Annotated in this window: 13 protein-coding genes; 5 read left to right on the top strand and 8 right to left on the bottom strand. The window is 69.5% G+C overall.

Features of this window, described 5'->3' with window-relative positions:
- Positions 1-82: 82 nt before the first annotated feature.
- The 3 genes from ACFPA8_RS12560 to ACFPA8_RS12550 are packed head-to-tail and all read left to right on the top strand — an operon-like array spanning position 83 to position 3,803.
- A complete protein-coding gene (locus tag ACFPA8_RS12560; RefSeq protein WP_386446961.1) occupies positions 83-1,066 on the top strand; it encodes an ABC transporter ATP-binding protein in 984 nt (327 codons plus the stop codon).
- Complete coding sequence (locus ACFPA8_RS12555) at positions 1,063-1,818, top strand: ABC transporter permease (protein WP_386446958.1); 756 nt, start codon at positions 1,063-1,065, stop codon at positions 1,816-1,818. Before ACFPA8_RS12560 ends, ACFPA8_RS12555 begins: the two co-directional genes overlap by 4 nt.
- A complete protein-coding gene (locus ACFPA8_RS12550; RefSeq protein ID WP_386446955.1) occupies positions 1,815-3,803 on the top strand; it encodes a TOMM precursor leader peptide-binding protein in 1,989 nt (662 codons plus the stop codon). The genes ACFPA8_RS12555 and ACFPA8_RS12550 overlap by 4 nt, the downstream gene beginning before the upstream one ends.
- A 177-nt stretch (positions 3,804-3,980) precedes the next feature.
- On the opposite strand, the gene ACFPA8_RS12545 is transcribed toward ACFPA8_RS12550, so the two are convergent.
- Positions 3,981-4,157, bottom strand: coding sequence for a thiazolylpeptide-type bacteriocin (locus ACFPA8_RS12545; RefSeq protein WP_045862230.1), 177 nt, complete (start codon positions 4,155-4,157; stop codon positions 3,981-3,983).
- A 164-nt stretch (positions 4,158-4,321) separates the two neighbouring features.
- On the opposite strand from ACFPA8_RS12545, the gene ACFPA8_RS12540 reads away from it, so the two are divergent.
- The gene (locus ACFPA8_RS12540; protein WP_386446952.1) at positions 4,322-5,632 is read left to right on the top strand and encodes an amidohydrolase; all 1,311 of its coding nucleotides are present in this window, start codon (positions 4,322-4,324) and stop codon (positions 5,630-5,632) included.
- A gap of 200 nt (positions 5,633-5,832) precedes the next feature.
- Here ACFPA8_RS12540 and ACFPA8_RS12535 read toward each other — a convergent pair whose 3' ends face one another.
- The 3 genes from ACFPA8_RS12535 to ACFPA8_RS12525 all read right to left on the bottom strand — a co-directional run bounded on the left by ACFPA8_RS12535 (position 5,833) and on the right by ACFPA8_RS12525 (position 9,090).
- Entirely contained in the window at positions 5,833-6,729 is an 897-nt protein-coding gene (locus tag ACFPA8_RS12535) for an SCO0930 family lipoprotein (RefSeq protein ID WP_386446949.1), read from the bottom strand.
- A gap of 187 nt (positions 6,730-6,916) precedes the next feature.
- Positions 6,917-8,488 (bottom strand): NADH-ubiquinone oxidoreductase-F iron-sulfur binding region domain-containing protein, encoded by a 1,572-nt coding sequence (locus tag ACFPA8_RS12530; RefSeq protein WP_386446946.1) that lies wholly within the window; start codon positions 8,486-8,488, stop codon positions 6,917-6,919.
- On the bottom strand, positions 8,485-9,090 hold the full coding sequence (locus ACFPA8_RS12525) for a hypothetical protein (protein ID WP_386446943.1): 606 nt from the start codon (positions 9,088-9,090) through the stop codon (positions 8,485-8,487). Before ACFPA8_RS12525 ends, ACFPA8_RS12530 begins: the two co-directional genes overlap by 4 nt.
- 947 nt (positions 9,091-10,037) lie before the next feature.
- Between ACFPA8_RS12525 and ACFPA8_RS12520 the strand changes: the two genes are divergently transcribed.
- Entirely contained in the window at positions 10,038-10,757 is a 720-nt protein-coding gene (locus ACFPA8_RS12520) for a PucR family transcriptional regulator (protein ID WP_386446940.1), read from the top strand.
- A gap of 348 nt (positions 10,758-11,105) precedes the next feature.
- On the opposite strand, the gene ACFPA8_RS12515 is transcribed toward ACFPA8_RS12520, so the two are convergent.
- From ACFPA8_RS12515 to ACFPA8_RS12500, 4 genes are all read right to left on the bottom strand, one after another.
- Positions 11,106-12,797, bottom strand: a complete 1,692-nt coding sequence (locus tag ACFPA8_RS12515; RefSeq protein ID WP_386446937.1) for a DUF1996 domain-containing protein — start codon at positions 12,795-12,797, stop codon at positions 11,106-11,108.
- 16 nt (positions 12,798-12,813) lie between these two features.
- Positions 12,814-13,452, bottom strand: coding sequence for a DUF4142 domain-containing protein (locus ACFPA8_RS12510; RefSeq protein ID WP_386446934.1), 639 nt, complete (start codon positions 13,450-13,452; stop codon positions 12,814-12,816).
- A gap of 170 nt (positions 13,453-13,622) precedes the next feature.
- Positions 13,623-15,557 (bottom strand): AMP-dependent synthetase/ligase, encoded by a 1,935-nt coding sequence (locus tag ACFPA8_RS12505; protein WP_386447646.1) that lies wholly within the window; start codon positions 15,555-15,557, stop codon positions 13,623-13,625.
- Positions 15,558-15,839: 282 nt separating this feature from the next.
- Positions 15,840-16,037 (bottom strand): hypothetical protein, encoded by a 198-nt coding sequence (locus ACFPA8_RS12500; protein WP_386446931.1) that lies wholly within the window; start codon positions 16,035-16,037, stop codon positions 15,840-15,842.
- Positions 16,038-16,192: the final 155 nt, after the last annotated feature.

Below are 16,192 nucleotides of genomic sequence, written 5' to 3'. Positions count from 1 at the left end.
AGCCGGAGACCGACCAGCCGCAAGCGAACCACCCGTGAGCACCGACCATGAGCACTGTCAGCACCGAGGGGCACGAACAGACATGACCGACGCAAGGGCCGTGCCGGCCGAACGGCACGAAGCAGCAGCGCAGACGACGATCCTCATCGAGGAGATCCGCAAACGCTACGGCGGCCGCGAAGCCGTGGCAGGGGTGTCCCTCCAGGTGCGCCGGGGCGAGTTCTTCGGCCTGCTCGGACCCAACGGAGCGGGCAAGACCACCCTGGTGGAGATCATGGAGGGGCTGCGGGAGGCCGACTCCGGGAAGGTCACCGTCCTCGGGCAGTCACCGTGGCCCCGCAACGTCGAACTGCTGCCGCGCATGGGCGTCCAGACGCAGTCGTCGGCGTTCTTCGTGCGGCAGACTGCCCGCGAGCATCTGAACACTGTCGCCGCCCTGTTCGGCGTGGGCCGCGAGGCCGCCGACAGCGCCCTGGAGGACGTCGGGCTGACGGGCCGGCGCGACGTGATGGTCGAGAACCTCTCCGGAGGGCAGCGCCAGCGCCTGGCCATCGCCTCGGCCCTCGTCCACGGGCCGGAGCTGATCTTCCTGGACGAGCCGACGGCGGCCCTCGACCCGCAGGCCCGGCGCGATCTGTGGGAGGTGCTGCGCGGCCTGAAGAGGCAGGGCCGCACGATCGTCTACACCACCCATCACCTCGACGAGGCCGAAGCGCTGTGCGACCGGGTGGCCATCCTGGTCGACGGCCGCATCGCCGCACTGGACACGCCGCACAACCTCGTCTCCTCGGCCGGGGTGCCCACCCGTCTGATGATCCCCGCCGGGCGGCTGAGCCCCGAGGAGGCGCTGGGCATCGAAGGCGTCGACAGCGCGGAACTGCAGGGGGGTTCGCTCGTCCTCGAGACGCGGGTTTCGGGGCAGGTCCTCACGGCGGTCGACAAGCTCGCGGGACTCAGCGACGTACAGACGCGCACCGCGACCCTCGAGGACGTCTACCTCGAACTCACCGGCTCCCTCGCGGGGACCGGCCAGGACGGCGACAACGACACGGAGCAGCAGGCATGAGCGCGTACGCAGCACTGACGGGAGCCGGATTCCGGGCCCAGGTGAGGGACAAGGCCACTCTCTTCTTCACCTTCGCCTTCCCGCTCATCTTCCTCGTCGTCTTCGGACTGATCTTCAGCGGCCAGGACGTGAAGGCGTCCGGGCGGCCCTACATCTCCTACATCGCCCCCGGCGTGATGTCGTGGGGCGTGGCCAACGCGGCCGTCTTCAGCGTGGCGTTCACCCTCATGCAGTGGCGCCGGGACGACCTGCTGCGGCTCATCAGGATGACGCCGACGAGACTGCCGGCCGTCCTGGGCTCCCGCTACGTCCTGGCACTGGGCGTCGGCGTCGTGCAGGCGGTGCTCTTCGTCGGCATCGCGCTCCTGCCGCCCTTCGGGCTGGAGCTGAAGAGCAGCTGGCCGCTGGCCCTTCCGGTGCTGGTCTTCGGGATCACCGCGTTCCTGACCATCGGCGTGGTCATCGGTTCCCTGGCCGACACCCCGGAGGCGGTCGCCGCCATCGCCAACTGCCTCATGGTGCCCATGGCGTTCCTGTCGGGCTCGTTCATGCCGATGGACATGCTGCCCGACTGGCTGCAGACCGGCTCCCGGATCCTGCCGCTGCGCTACCTCAACGACGCTGTCTCCGCGGCACTTTCCGGCCGGGGCGACATGAGCGACATCGTGCTCGGCTGCGGCGGTCTGGTGGTCTTCACCGCCATCTTCGGCGCGGTCTCCCTGAAGACCTTCCGCTGGAGCAACCGCGCATGACCGCGACGGCCGCCCCCGGCGGCACCACAGCGGCCGCACCGGCCGGTCCGCTGCAGGCTGCGCGTGACCGGCTCCAGAGCGCCCTGGAGGAGCGATGCGGCGGGGAGTCCGCGCCCCTCGTGGTGCCGCTGGGGGCCGCCGACGTCCTCGGCGGCCCCGCGGCCGGCACGGGCCGCGGGGAGGAGGCCGCGGACCCCTACGCGGCGCTGCGGCCCGCCGCCACCGTCCAGCTCACCGCGCAGGCCGTCCTGGTGGGGCCGTGGGGCGGCGACGGCACCGCCCCCGCCTGCGGACGCTGCCTCGCCATGCGCTGGCAGCGGCTGCGTACCCGGACCGAACGGGACGCACTGGAGACCGGCAGCGGCATGCGGGCCGCGGGGGAGTGGCCCGTGCTGCCGGCCCACGTGCTGGACGCCGCGTGGGCTCTCCACGAGGCAGCCATGGGTGGCGAGTTGAAGCCCGGAGGGCAGTCACCGGCCGACCGTGCCCTGCCGCAGGTCTCCCGTCTCGACCTGGAGACCCTGGCGGTACGCACCTTCCCGCTGCTCGCGGAACCGCTCTGTCCCGAATGCGGACCGTACGAGCCGGACACCGCCGATGCGGCGGCCCGGCTGCGCCCGGTCCCGCGGCCCAAACCGGACGCGGACACCTACCGGCTGCGCCCGGCGTCCTCCTACCCGATGCCGCTTCAGGCCCTGGCCAATCCGGTCACCGGGGCGCTGGGCGCGGGCACCTGGATCAACGTCACCTCGCCCACCACGGCCCCCGTGGCGGGCAGCGTCTTCATGCGCGGCTACGCGGGACTGACCGACGTCACCTGGAGCGGCCAGGGGAACGGCTTCGACACCAGCCGCGAACTCGCCTTCCTGGAAGGTCTGGAGCGCTACGCCGGAACCCACCGGCGGCGGCGCGGCCCCCTGTTGACCGAGGCGTACAGCAACATCCGCGAACAGGCCCTCGACCCGGCCGAATGCGGCTTCTACGCACCGGAGACCTACCGTGACGACCCGATGGTCGCCCCCTTCGACCCGGACCGCGAGATCCCGTGGGTGTGGGGCTTCTCGCTGCGCGACGAACGTCCCGTCCTGGTGCCCGCGCGCCTCGCCTACTACAGCGCCGGCCTGGCGGCCGACAACTTCGTCTTCGAGTGCTCCAATGGTTGCGCCATCGGCAGCTGCCTGGAGGAGGCCGTCCTGGGCGGGCTGCTCGAACTCGTCGAGCGGGACGCGTTCCTGCTCGCCTGGTACGGGGGCACGCCCCTCACCGAGATCGACCTCCGCTCGGCCGGCGACGGCCCCGTGGCGGCGATGGCCGCGCGGGCGGCCATGCAGGGCTACGACGTGCACGCCTTCGACAACCGCATCGACCTCGCCGTCCCCGTCGTGACCGCTCTGGCCGTACGCAGGGACGGCGGTCCCGGAAGTTTCTCCTTCGGCGCCGGAGCGAGCCTCGATCCGCGGGCCGCGCTGGAGGGCGCGCTGTCCGAGGTCCTCACCTACATCCCGCACCTGCCCCGTCAGGTGGCGGAGCGGCGTGCCGAACTGGAGGCGATGGCCGACGACTTCGGCAAGGTGCTGCACCTGAAGGACCACGCGCAGCTGTACGGCCTGCCCAGGATGACCCGGCACGTGCGCACGTACCTGGAGCCTCCGCGTGTGCGGACGGCGGACTCGCTGTGGAGCGAGTGGGAGCAGCGGCGGCCCCGCACCGGCGACCTGGCCGACGACCTCGCGCTGTGCCGGGACGAGCTCGTACGGGCGGGGCACGACGTGATCGTCGTGGACCAGACGACGCCCGAGCAGGAACGCATCGGACTGTGCACGGTCGCCACGGTCGTACCCGGCCTGCTGCCCATCGACTTCGGCTGGAGGCGCCAACGCGCGCCGCTGATGCCGCGGTTGCGCACCGCGGCACGGCGGGCGGGCCTGCGTGCCACGGATCTCACGGACGCCGAGATCCGCATGGTCCCGCACCCTTTCCCGTAACGGACGGGCGGACGCGGACAGTTGAAGGGGGACACGGGAAGCGGCGCGCGGGGCGGGAAGGCGCCTGTGCGCGCCGTTGAGCGCCTCACACGCGCCACTCGGCCCACTACGCACGAACGGCTCTCTCCGCGCGGGAGAGAGCCGTTCACGGGCTCGGTGTTGCTCAGGCCGGGTCCGTCAGGCGCTGCACGAGGTGGTGCTGGTGGTCGAGGAGCAGGTCGAGGTGGACGAGCAGCTCGTCGAACCGGCGAGGACGACCTCGCTCGCATCCGAGTAGTCGGAGATCTCGAAGGTCTCCGACTCCAGTTCCAGGATCTCGTCGGCGAGCGAGGCGAGGGAGGACTTCTCAGTCATGGGGGCTCCTTCTGTCGGCCACAGGTACCACCGGTGGCGAGGTGTGCCGACATTCCAGCCGACGCCGCTGGCAGATGGCTCGATGTTCCACTGACACCTCACTGACACCACGTGTCAGCGGACTGAGAGCGCCGCTGCGCCGGGCGTGCTGAAAGGATGACCGCGTGAGCCGATCCGCCGCCTTCACCGGCGAGAGAGCCCCCGTCCTGCAGGGGCTGAAGGACATCCTCAAGCCGCTGGTGACCTTCTATCTCGATCTGCACAGGAACCCCGAGCTCTCCGGCAGGGAGAGCCGCACCGCCGCCCGGTTCGCCGACTGGCTGGAGCAGGAGCCCTACCGGGTCACGCGGGGCGTCGGCGGCCACGGCGTCGTCGGTGTGCTGCACAACGGCTCGGGCCCCTGCGTGATGCTGCGGGCCGAACTGGACGCTCTGCCGGTGCGGGAGCGCACCGGCCTCGCGTACGCCGCCGAGGGACCGGTCATGCACGCCTGCGGCCACGATCTGCACACCGCTGCCCTGGCTGGTGCCGCGACGCTGCTCGCACGGTCCGCGGACAGCTGGCGCGGCACGGTGCTGGTCGTGGCGCAGCCCGCGGAGGAGACCCTCGAAGGTGCGCGGGCGATGCTGGAGGACGGGCTGTACGAGCGGTTCCCGCGGCCCGGCACCGTGCTCGCGCAGCACAGCGCACCGCTTCCCGCCGGCATGGTCGCCCACACCGATCCCGCGGGTCACTCGCCGGTGCTGGGAGGCAGCGTGACCATGAACGTGGTGATCCACGGGCGGGGCGGTCACGCCGGCGCTCCGCACCTGGCCGTCGACCCGCTGCTGACCGCGGCGTCCGCCGTGCTGAGGCTGCAGGGCGTCGTGGCGCGGGAGACGGCGCCGGGGGAGCAGGCCGTGCTCAACGTCGGTTCGCTGCACGCCGGTTCGGGAAGCAACGTGATCGCCGACCGGGCCGTGCTCGGCATCACCGTGCGGGCCCTCTCCGAGGCGTCACTCGACCGGCTCGCGGCGGCGGTCGAGCGGATCGTACGAGCGGAGTGCGCCGCGTCCGGCTGCCCGGAGGAGCCGCAGATCGATGTCGTCTCCCGCTCGCCCGTCACACTGACCGACCCGGCGGCGACCGAAGCAGTGCGCGCAGCCCACCGGGAGCTGTACGGGCCGGAGCGGGTCTCGGGCTGGCTGCCCACTCTCGCCACGGAGGACTTCCCGCTGTACGGGGACGCGGGCCGCCGGCTGCACGGCGCGGAGGGCATCGCCACGGTCTACTGGATGCTGGGCGTCGTGGGGGCGGCGCAGTACGCCCGTGCCTCCGGGGAGACCGCAGCCGAGAAGCTCGCCGCACTGCCGGCGAACCACGCACCGGATTTCGCCCCGGACGTGCGGACGAGCCTCCCGACGGGAGTGACGGCGATGACCAGCGCGGCCCTGGCACGGCTGGGGGAGCCCCCGCATGCGGAGCGGCGTCCGTAGCGCGCGTCACAGGGACGGCTGTCGCCCGGCCGGTGAACGCGCCGGGCGGACCGGCGGTCCGGAACCTCCAGGGCCCGCCCCCTGGCGGCTCACCCCGCGTGCGGAACGGGGACGAGACGGGTGCAGGAGTGCGGGCCCTGGAGGATGGTGCGTTCGACGGCACCGGACCGCGGCGGGGCGTCCGGGCCGGAAGCCGGGTCTCAGGGGGCCACGCCGGCCCTCTTGCCCTTGTCGGTGACGGCGTGCCAATCGCCGTCCTTGCCCTGGCCGTTGATGTCACCGGGCTCCTCGTCACCGGTGAACCAGTACAGGGGCCAGCAGTCGATGGTGAGCTGCTGGGTGCCGTCCGGGCGCTTGAACGTCGTCAGCAGCTTCGGGTCGACGCCGGAGACCTTGTCCCTGTCCACCGGCTTGGCGGGCTTCCAGCTCTTCAGGCACTCGCCCTTGCAGTTGGACTTCATCGGCCAGGCCGAGTCCTTGTCGAACCGGTAGAGCGTACGGCCCTGCCCGTCGGCGAGGATCTTGCCCAGCTCGGGGTTGTTGACCGCCTTGACCTGGTCGGCGTTGGCGGCGCTCGCCTTGTTGCCGTCGGGTGCGAGGGCGTTCCAGGTCTCGCCGACACCGTGGCCCTTGACGTCACCGGGCTTGGCGTCCTTCGCGTAGCGGTAGACGGGCCAGCCGCCGAGAGTGAGCTGGTAGGAGCCGTCGGTGCGCTTGACTTTGCCGATCTGGCTCTTCGAGATGCCCTTCGTCGCCTCGGCGTCCTTGGCGGGCACGGCAGGCCAGGCCTTTGCGCAGCCACCGTCGCAGTTGGACTGGGAGGGGGAGGCGGTGTCGTCGTCGAAGCGGTACAGCGTCCAGCCCTTGGAGTCGGTGACGATGTCACCGAGCTTCGAAGTGGCCTTCACCTTCAGATCCCTGGCCGGGGCGTCTTTCGCGCCCTCCCCGTCGCCACCGCCGTAGCCGTCGCCCACGGCCTGATCAGCCGGTTTGATCTTCTGAGGAGGCGCGCCGCCACTGTCGGAGCCACACCCTGTCGCGAACAGAGCTACGGCGACCGCGGTCCCTACCAGAGCCACGTGACGCTGCTTCTTCATGACCGCTCCTTCAGTTCTCGACTGTGACTGGCATGTGAGTGTGGTGCAGGAGCGATGCAGGCGGCGAAAAGTTGTCAGATGGCGCCAAACCAAAAGGTTTGCGGGAGCCATCTCGCTCGGACCAGCGAAAGCCCCCTGTACGGCGGCCAGTTCGGCCAACTGCAAACGTTGCCGCCGGGCCTTTGCCTCACTTCTCCACGATGCGCAGAGCGAGCGCCGGGCAGCGGCGCACGGCCCGCTGGGCCTGCTTGTTCATGTAGTCGGGGATCTCGGCGGACGCGCCGGTCGGGTACCCGTCGACGTCGAGCTCGACCATGTCCGGGACGACTCCCGCGCACAGTCCGTGTCCCTGGCACAGCGTCCAGTCGACGACGAGCCGCCTGGTCTTCTGCGGGACACCCGCCGCCGTGCGGCCGCGGTCCGCCCGTATGCCCCGGATGCCGCGGGCCTGCGAGACCCGTCCTTCGCCGGGCACGGAAAGGGAGCTGAGGACGGGCCTCCCGCACCCCTGCCCGAGGGCGTGGAGTTCGAACTCCTCCGGGAACGCGTCGAGCGTCGACTCCACCAGGCGGGACGTGCCGTCGGGGTGGCTGCACGCGCCGCGCCCCTTCACGGCTCTGGCCCGTGCCCAGACGGCGTCGAGGGCCTCCTGGCCACCGCCGTCGGCCGCCCACGCGATCGTGTCCGCGAGGGCGGGCAGCCCCAGTACGCACGGCCCGCACTGCCCGGCCGACTCCTTAGCCATCCAGCGGGCGACGAGCTCCAACTCGCCCGCGGGGCACGTGCCTTCGGGGAGCGGCATGATCGCGCCCGCGCCGAGGGTCGAGCCGTGGGATTCGAGCGACTCACGGGAGACGCGCGCCGACCAGGCGAGATCACGCTGCAGCCACCGGCCGTGGTAGCCGCCGACGAGCACGCCCTGACCCGGGTCCATGCCGCACAGGCCCAGGATGTACGACAGCGGCGCACCGAAGGGCGTCTCCACGACCCGTTCCCCGGCCACGGTCAGCAGGACGGTGCCGGGCTCGGTCGGCAGACCCACGTTGCGGAAGTCGAGCGCGCCGAGACGGGCGGCGATGGCGAGCTGGGCGTAGGTCTCGGTGTTCGACAGCAGCGTCGGAAGGCCCGCGACACCGCTGTCGCTGGCGCGCACGCCCGTACCGGAGGGCGCCACCGGCAACTGGTTGAGACCGTTGACGAGGGCGGAGGACTCGCCGGTGACGAACGCCTCGGGCATGCGGGCCACCCGGACGCGCGGAGCGCCCGGGCCGCGTTCGGCCACGGCGTCCCGCACGGAGCGCTCGACGTCCTGGCGCGCGACGCAGATGCTCACCTCCTCCGCCTTCAGCGCCCGCGCCACCAGCAGGGCACCGTCGATGACCAGGTGCGGCGTGTACAGCAGCAGCGCCGTGTCCTTGAGGCAACTCGGCTCGCCCTCGCTGCCGTTCACCACGACCGCCGTACGCGCGTCCTGCCGCCGGCGCGCCGTGTCGATCACGGCGCTGAGCTTGCGGGCGAAGGGGAACCCGGCACCGCCCCGGCCGCGCAGGTCGATGTTCTCGGCGAGGTCGACGACTTCCTGGAGGCGCAGCTCGGGCATCTGACCGTGCACCGTCAGATGCCCCACGCGGTCGAGACGCCTGTGCCACGCTCCGCCGGTGCCCAGGCCTGCCAGCAGCCGTGGCGGCCCGAAGGAGGCGAGGGACGGAGTCGCGTCCGCGTTGGAAGCGGACACGGGACTCGGCACGACAGAGGTCACCGTTTCTCCTTCTTGCTCGATCCCGGACGCTTGGTACGGCCTTGAGCGAGTCGCATCATCAGCACAACCGTCACTGCCGTCAAGCACAGGCCGTACCCGAGGTCCACGTAGTCGGCGACGGGACGTCCCGCGCGCAGCCCGTGGATCAGGGCCGAACCCCAGGCGAGGTACGCGCTCATGTGCAGCGCCCGCCACAGCCGCGACTGGCCCTTGCGGGCGAAGGCTCCACGCACCGCACCGGTCACAGTAACCGCCACGAACAGATAGCCCGCGACCGATCCCAGCCCGACCAGCACCGGCTGGGCACCGTCGGTGAACGGGATCGCCGCCGCCTGGGGGCTCGTGGAGCCGAGGGAGATCTTCGACCAGACGTGTAGACCGAGGAAACCCAGACCGCCGACAGCCGTTCCGCGGTGGATCGCCTGCGCGATCAGCCGGTGATTGGGATCGAGGACGAACTGGTCGGCCGCGGCGAGACCCCACAGGACGGCGAATGTCAGCAGCAGAAGAGCCACGACCCCGGAACCGAAGTCGATGAAGGCCCACATCCGTGCGAGCGACTGGTTGCTGATCGCGAATACGAGGGCGAGTGTGGCGACCATCACGAAGGCCGTTACACGAGGAACGTAACGAGCTCCGCTGCTTTTTCGTGAAATGTCTGCTTCGAGCCGACGTTCGGGTGCGACGCCCTGGGGAGGGCGAGCGTCGCCTCTGCGGGGCGCTACGAGCGTCGAGGGCCGGCGCTCCGTAGGCGGTACACGAATCTTTTCTCGGGGCATCGGATCTTCCGATCGCACAGTCGCCTGGTCCGACCTGACCCTCGGTCCCGCATCTGCCGTGACCGCAAAGCAGTTGAACGGGAAATCACCAGTGACGTTCTGGTGTCTTGCTCTCTACTTTGCGCGACCAAAATGCGGTGGTCGGGATGCAGCAGCATCTCGAAACTCCCCAACCCCTTCACAGGATTTATCGCTCTGTGACAAATTCTGGCAGTGGGATCGCCGCCGCACCCCGCGGTGTCGATGATGCCCACTCAGGGGAAGCAGGGGGACCCTCAACTCCGGAACCGGGGCGGGATACCGGTTTCGGGGGCAACCTCCGCGGGCCTGCCAGTCCCGTGCTCGGGCAGGCCCAACCCGGCAGGAACGAGGTAAAGATGAGCGACGTTCTAAACCGCATCCGATCTCGCCCTCGTGGTGAGTGGACGCGTGTTCAGAGAAAGGAGCTGCCCGCCATCGCTGACCAGGTGGTGGATGCTCTGCAACGCAGCATACCGGCAATGTCCGCTTTTCTGCGTGAAATTGACCGCGAAGATGCTCAATGGGCCGTTGAGCAGGCGCTGCTGGCGGCTCTCGGGCGACATGCCCAGGAAAGCGAAGAACCGGGAAATACAGGAAATACGGACACGGGAACCGATGCACCGGCGGACAACGTCACAGCAGCGGTTCCCATCGACCGTGCCCGTCGACAGCTGTTCACCGCCCTCATGGGAGAGGAGGAGTATCCGGAAGCGCGCTTGACCGAACTGGCCCGATCCGCCAGGTGGCCGTTGCCCGAGACAGTCCGAGCCATAGCACTCGCATCCCCGAGCGAGGTGCCCCAGCTCGCGGCTGCACTCGGCAATGCGCTGGTCAGTCCGGTCGAGAGTGAGCTGTGCCTGCTGATACCCGATCCGGAGGACGACCGCGAAGCACTGGAGAACGTGCTGCGCGGTCGCACTGCCGCGATCGGTCACACCGTTCCCCTCAACGATGCGGGATCTTCGGTGCGCTGGGCACGGCGGCTGCTGGAACTGACACCGGCGGGCAACCCCCCGGCCGCCGGTATCGGTACCAACGGCCAGGACGGGAAAGTCCTGTTCGTGGACGACCACCTGTCCATGCTCATGCTGCTGCAGGACGAATCACTCGCCTGTGCGCTCTCTTCCCGCTGGCTCGGCCCGCTGGCGGAACTCACACCGAGGCAGAGCGAGCGGCTGGAGGTCACGCTGCTGGCGTGGCTGGAGAGCGGGGGAGCGCCGGAAGCGGCGAAGACGCTGCAGGTGCACCCCCAGACAGTGCGGTACAGGCTTCGCCAGATCGAGAAGCTCTTCGGTTCGGCGTTGCGCGACCCCCGTACCCGCTTCGAACTGGAGATGACCCTTCGCGGCCGGCGGCTGCTGGGGCAGATCCGACGGCAGCGCACCCGGGCCGGACGCAGGGCTCGCTCCGTCTCCTCGGGCGTACGCCCACTGGGTGTCGCACGCGAGGCCAGGGTCAACGGTCTCTGACTTCCCCCCTCAGCCGATGCCCCCTCGCATCGGAACCGACCCGTCCCCCCACGTGACGACCTGAAGCACCGAGAACCACGGCGGCCCGGACACAGAATCTGTGTCCGGGCCGCCGTGGTTCTGCGCTGTGCCTGTCGTTCCCGTGTCCTTCCCGTGTGCCCGGTGGTGCTGCGCCGTGGTCCCGGGCTCTGCGGATGTGCTGTGCCGCGCTGTCGTCCTGCTGGCTTTGTCGTCCGGTCGTCCTGCTGTCCGGGGCCCGCTGTCCCGCTGCCCGGAAATGCGTCAGCCGCGGGGCCGATTGCTCGGTGGCCCCGCGGCTGACCTGTGCATCAGCTGGTCGCTAGTGCGTCAGCACTCACGGCCTTCGTTGATGCAGCTGACTGCCTCGTTCATCAGGTCGTCGGGCATGACGTTGATGAAGTCACTGTGGTCAGTGATCGGCTTGTGCAGCTGCTCCGGGAAACTGTCGACTGCGAACGGAGCGTCCGCGTTCACCAGGTTCTCGGCGGGGATGTCGTACTTGATCTTCTGCTGCAGCTGCGGGATGGCCTGGAAGCCGTCCGGGCAGGTGCCGTCCTCCTCGGCGAACGCCATGTGGTCGCGGTGGTTACCGCTGTCGGTGTTCTGTCCGTCCCAGCAGTTCTGGAAGTTGAAGGTACGGATCATCTGGGCGCCGTCGGGGCAGATCGGGTACTTGTCCTTCAGCTGACGGTCCTCGAAGCCTTCGCAGCTCCAGGAGGCGTTGGCGTTCGCGTCGCCGTTCGTGAAGGACTTGGCGTCACCGGTGATGATGCGCAGGAACTTCGGCATCGCGACGACGTCGTCGTTCGTACCCTTGATGAACTTCAGCGTGGCGCTGGCCGGCTGCAGGATCGAGCCGACGTTGAGGTCGTTCGCCCCACCGTCACCAGGCTGGGCCTCGGCACCTTCGCCACCGCCGACCTGCTCCTCTTCACCTTCACCCTGACCGGCGTCCTGTCCGGCGTCCTGGCCCTGGTCCTGACCGGCGTCCTGTCCGGCGTCCTGTCCGGCGTCCTGGCCCTGGTCCTGACCGGCGTCCTGTCCGGCGTCCTGTCCGGCGTCCTGGCCCTGGTCCTGACCCTGGTCCTGTCCGGCGTCCTGTCCGGCGTCCTGGCCCTGGTCCTGACCCGCGTCCTGACCCGCGTCCTGACCCTCGTTCCAGCCGTCCTGCTGGACGCTGTTGGTGCTGGCCTCGTTGGCGCTGCCCTGGTTCTGCTCGCTGCCGACGGCGCCCCGCTGGTCCTCCTGCCCGTCCAGCGAACGGATCACAGGCCAGTAGTGCGTCGACTGGTCGTTCTGCTCACAGGTCGTACCTGCCGCAGCGAGGGACTCGTCGGAGGACGCAGCGCTCGTGTCCTCGTTGCCGACGTAGTCGTGAACGTGGTGCGCGCCGTTCAGCACGCCCGGGGCGGCGATGACGTTGTCCGAGTTGAGGTGCTCGTTCTCGTTGACGCCGCACTTCGTCTCGAAGCTGCCGCCCTGGCCCCCCGCCTCTTCCTCGTTCGTGTTGGGCTCGACGGTCGTGATGTCGACGAAGTCCTCGGCGACCGGGCCACTGACCTGCTCGCCCTCCTCGTCGCTCTGGTTCTGACCGGCCTGGTCCTGCTTCATCTGGCACTGCGACATGCCCGCCATGTCACCAGGCTGCTCGGCGCCGGCGGCCTTGAGGTCCTCGCCGATGCTGGCGATCGTCTCGGAGCGCTGCTTGTTCAGCTCACCGAGTGCCTCGTTCGCGTCGGCCTCCTGGGAGTTCCACTGGCCGTACGCCTGCGCGACCTGCTGGTCCAGGGCGGCGAGCTTCTGGCCGACGGGCTCCTTGGCCTTCTCGGGCACCTGGCCCAGTGCAAGGCTCACATCGGGACAGTCGATCGTGCTGGCTGCCGCCTGGGGCTCTTCGTCCCCGCCGGCGAACGCGCTGGCACCGATTGCCGCTGCTCCGCCGCCACCGATCACCAGCGCTGCAACGATCGCTATGGTCTTGTTCTTCGTGCGCGAGCGTTTGTGGCTCAGTTTTCTCACAGTGAATTCACTCCACTCATTTCTCGTCGTTCAGCGCCTCGTAGTCCACCAGTCCGGTTTCTTCCAGGACCGCGAGGTGATCGAGGACGACGGTGTTGGCCCGGGTCGCCAACGACCGCACCATCGAGTTGCGGGTCTGATCGCGTACGAGACCGATGAGGGCCAAGGTCTTGCCCGATGCCCGACGGAGGCGGTCGACGAAGACGCGGTCGAACTTGTCTCCGTCGGCGTTCTCCATCTCCTTCAGCCAGTTCTGCTGGGGGCCGGTCGGCTGATTGGACAGGGGAAGCTTCAACGTCTTGGCGGCCTCAATGGTCCGCTTGTCCAACTCCGTGTGTCCGTCGACGAGGTGGTTGCCGGCGATCCGGACAGATTTGCGCCCGCCGCGCTCCTTTGCAGAACGTCCGGCGGGCAGCTCCCACAGTCCGGCACTCCGTACACTTCGTATGAAGTCCCGGTCGAGTGGGGTAAGCGGCCCATATTCTGTCTTCCAGGTTCCGTCACCGTCGTCCTGCCAGCCGGAACGGGCAAGCGCAATTGAGCGGTTGCCGTCGAACCACTGGATAGGAAGCAGCAACGCGGAAAGCGTTGCTACAAGCGCGAGCATGATCAGCACTGTGCCGGCAGCTCGCCCCGACGCCATGGCGGAACGCATCCGCCCTCCTCTCCACACATCTTCGAAGTGCGACGGACGTTAATGGCGCGTGTGAGGATGTGGTCGAGGGTTCGTCCCGACCTGACAAGAACCGGTTGTACAGCGCTCAACACTGCTACATTGCCGACTCGGATCTGCCACGCCCATGCGCCGACGCAGGGCCCGGCGCCTCAGCGTGCGTAGAGTTCGTCGATCTCCGCCGCGTACATGCGAGTGATCGCGCCCCTCCGCAGCTTCAGTGACGGTGTCACAAGCCCGTCCTCCATGCTGAACTCGTCGGAGAGGACGCGGAATGCGCGGATCGACTCCGCTCTCGAGACGATGCTGTTCGCCGCAGCCACGGCCCGCTGTACCTCCCGCTCCAGCTCCTCCGACATGTTGCTGCCCGACCCGGGCCGGCTGGGACCGTACTGTTCCATCGCCGTCCGCCATTGCTGCAGCACTTCGGGGTCGAGCGTGAGCAGGGCGCCCACGAAAGGACGGTCGTCGCCCACCACCAGCGCCTGGGAGATGAGCGGATGGGCGCGGAGCCGCGTCTCCAGCACCATCGGTGCGACGCTTCGGCCGCCGCTGGTGATGATGACGTCCTTCTTCCGGCCGGTGATGACGAGATAGCCGTCGTCGAGGTGACCGACGTCGCCCGTGCCGAGCCAGCCGTCCTGCAGCAGCTCCTCGTTGTGCGGCCGGAGCAGTGTGCCGCCGTCGTCGCTCTGCTCCGGGGCGTGTCCGTCCCCCCGGTTCCGGGAGGACGCAGGGCCCTGCGCTTCCCGCCGGGCCTCCGCGAGACCGGTGTAGCCGGGAAAGACCATGGGGCCGCGAACCCACACCTCGTCGTCCTCCGCGATGTGCACGGAAGCACCCGGCATGGGGCGGCCGACCGTGCCGAAGCGCGGACGGCCGGGAGGCTGTGCCGTGACCGCAGCCGTCGTCTCGGTCAGGCCGTAGCCGTCGTACACCGTGATGCCCGCGCCGGAGAAGACCAGTCCCAGTTCGCGGCTGAGCGTCGACCCGCCCGACACGACGTTGCGCGTACGGCCGCCCAGGACGCTGCGCAACTGGCGGTAGACCAGACGCTCGTAGACCGCGTGCCGTGCCTTCAGGCCCGTGCTGGGCCCCGGTCCCGCGCCCAGCGAGCGGGCCTCCATGGCCTCGGCGTAGCGCGTGGCGATGTCCATGGCCCGTTCGAAGAGGTCCCCGCGTCCGGATTTCACGGCGATCATCCGCGCACGCGCGTAGACCTTCTCGAAGATGAGGGGAACGGCGAACAGGCAGGTGGGCCGGAACGACTGGAGAGCGGGCACGAGGTCGCGCACCGCCATCTCGGGCTGGTGACCCAGCAGGTATCCGCCGCGTACGCACAGCACGGTCACCATGAGTCCGTACACGTGCCCCACCGGCAAGAAGGCCAGAATGGCCGGCTGTTGGCCGGGCTCACCCATGAGGCCGCCCCAGCCCGCGATCAGCGTGTCGCACTCCACGGCGAGGTTGGCGTGGGTGATGGCGCAGCCGCGGGGCCGTCCGGTGGTGCCGGAGGTGTAGATGGTGGCGGCCGTCATCTCCGGAGTGACGGCCCAGCGGTGCCGGTGCACCTCGTTCTCGTCGACGGGACGCCCGCGGTCCGTCAGCCACTCCACGCATCCGGCGTCCAACTGCCAGATGTGACGCAGGGACCGGAGCCCTCCGCACACCGAGCCGACCGTCATGGCGTGGTCCTCGTGCTCGACGACGACGGCACACGACTCGGAGTCGGCCAGGACCCATCGCAGTTGCTCGGGCGAGGACGTGGCGTAGATCGGCACCGCCTGCGCGCCGATGGACCACAGGGCGTAGCCGAAGACCGTCCACTCGTACCGGGTGCGGGTCATCACCGCGACTCTGTCGCCGAACCGGACGCCCTCCGCCAGCAGCCCCTTCGCCAGACCCATCACCTTCTCGGCGAAGGCCGCGGCGGTCATCTCGCGCCACGGTCCGGTGCTTCCGTCGGGGCTGTCGCGACGGGCCAGCTGAGGCAACTCCGGTTCACGCGCGGCCGTTTCGTACACGGAGTCGGCCAGGCCCCCGGAGCGCAGCGGTGCTACGAGCGGCGGACAGCTGTAGTCACGCAACAGCACACCGCCCCTTACCCGGTCTGCGATTCGATCACGACAGTCAGTGATTGAAGGCGAAAATTACCTCGCTCCGCGCCCGGCTGCCTAGGGGTTTCCGAACTCCGCGTGGGCGGAATCCGAGGAGGGTATGTGAGAGAAAATTGCCCTCCGACCTGAGGTGATGCTTCCGGATGCGCCGAGAGTACGGGCGGCGCACGGGGCGAGCGGCCCGGCGACGGCGAGTGACCGCCGCAGGGCCGGGCCACTGCCGGACACGAGGCCGCCGGAGGGCGTCGACGGTCAGGAGCCGGGGGCCGCCACGATGCTCCACCGGCCGACCTCCGAGTACGCCGAGTCGTAGATCGCCGAGCCGTCACCGGGCTTCAGGTCGTAGTGGCGCAGGTTGCCGCCCCAGTACCGCAGGATGCGGCCGAGCTCGCCGGCTGCCTCACCGTCGAACGCCGTCTCGCCCATGTCGACTTCGAGTACGAACTTCACCCTGTGCCTCCCGCCGGATACATGGCACGACCAGCCTGAATGCGGCCGCGCCGTAGCTTCGATCATCTCATTGAACTGCTAGTTGAAACTTTGGAGCGCCACAGCTCGGCAGCTCACGGAAGTTGTCCGGGGAAGCTTCAAACAGCGGTGTCCGC

The organism is Streptomyces ovatisporus, assembly GCF_042653885.1.
GTDB classification, from domain to species: Bacteria; Actinomycetota; Actinomycetes; order Streptomycetales; family Streptomycetaceae; genus Streptomyces; species Streptomyces ovatisporus.
Note: the sequence above shows the minus strand (reverse complement) of the source record. Positions and strands in the feature narration are given on the sequence as shown.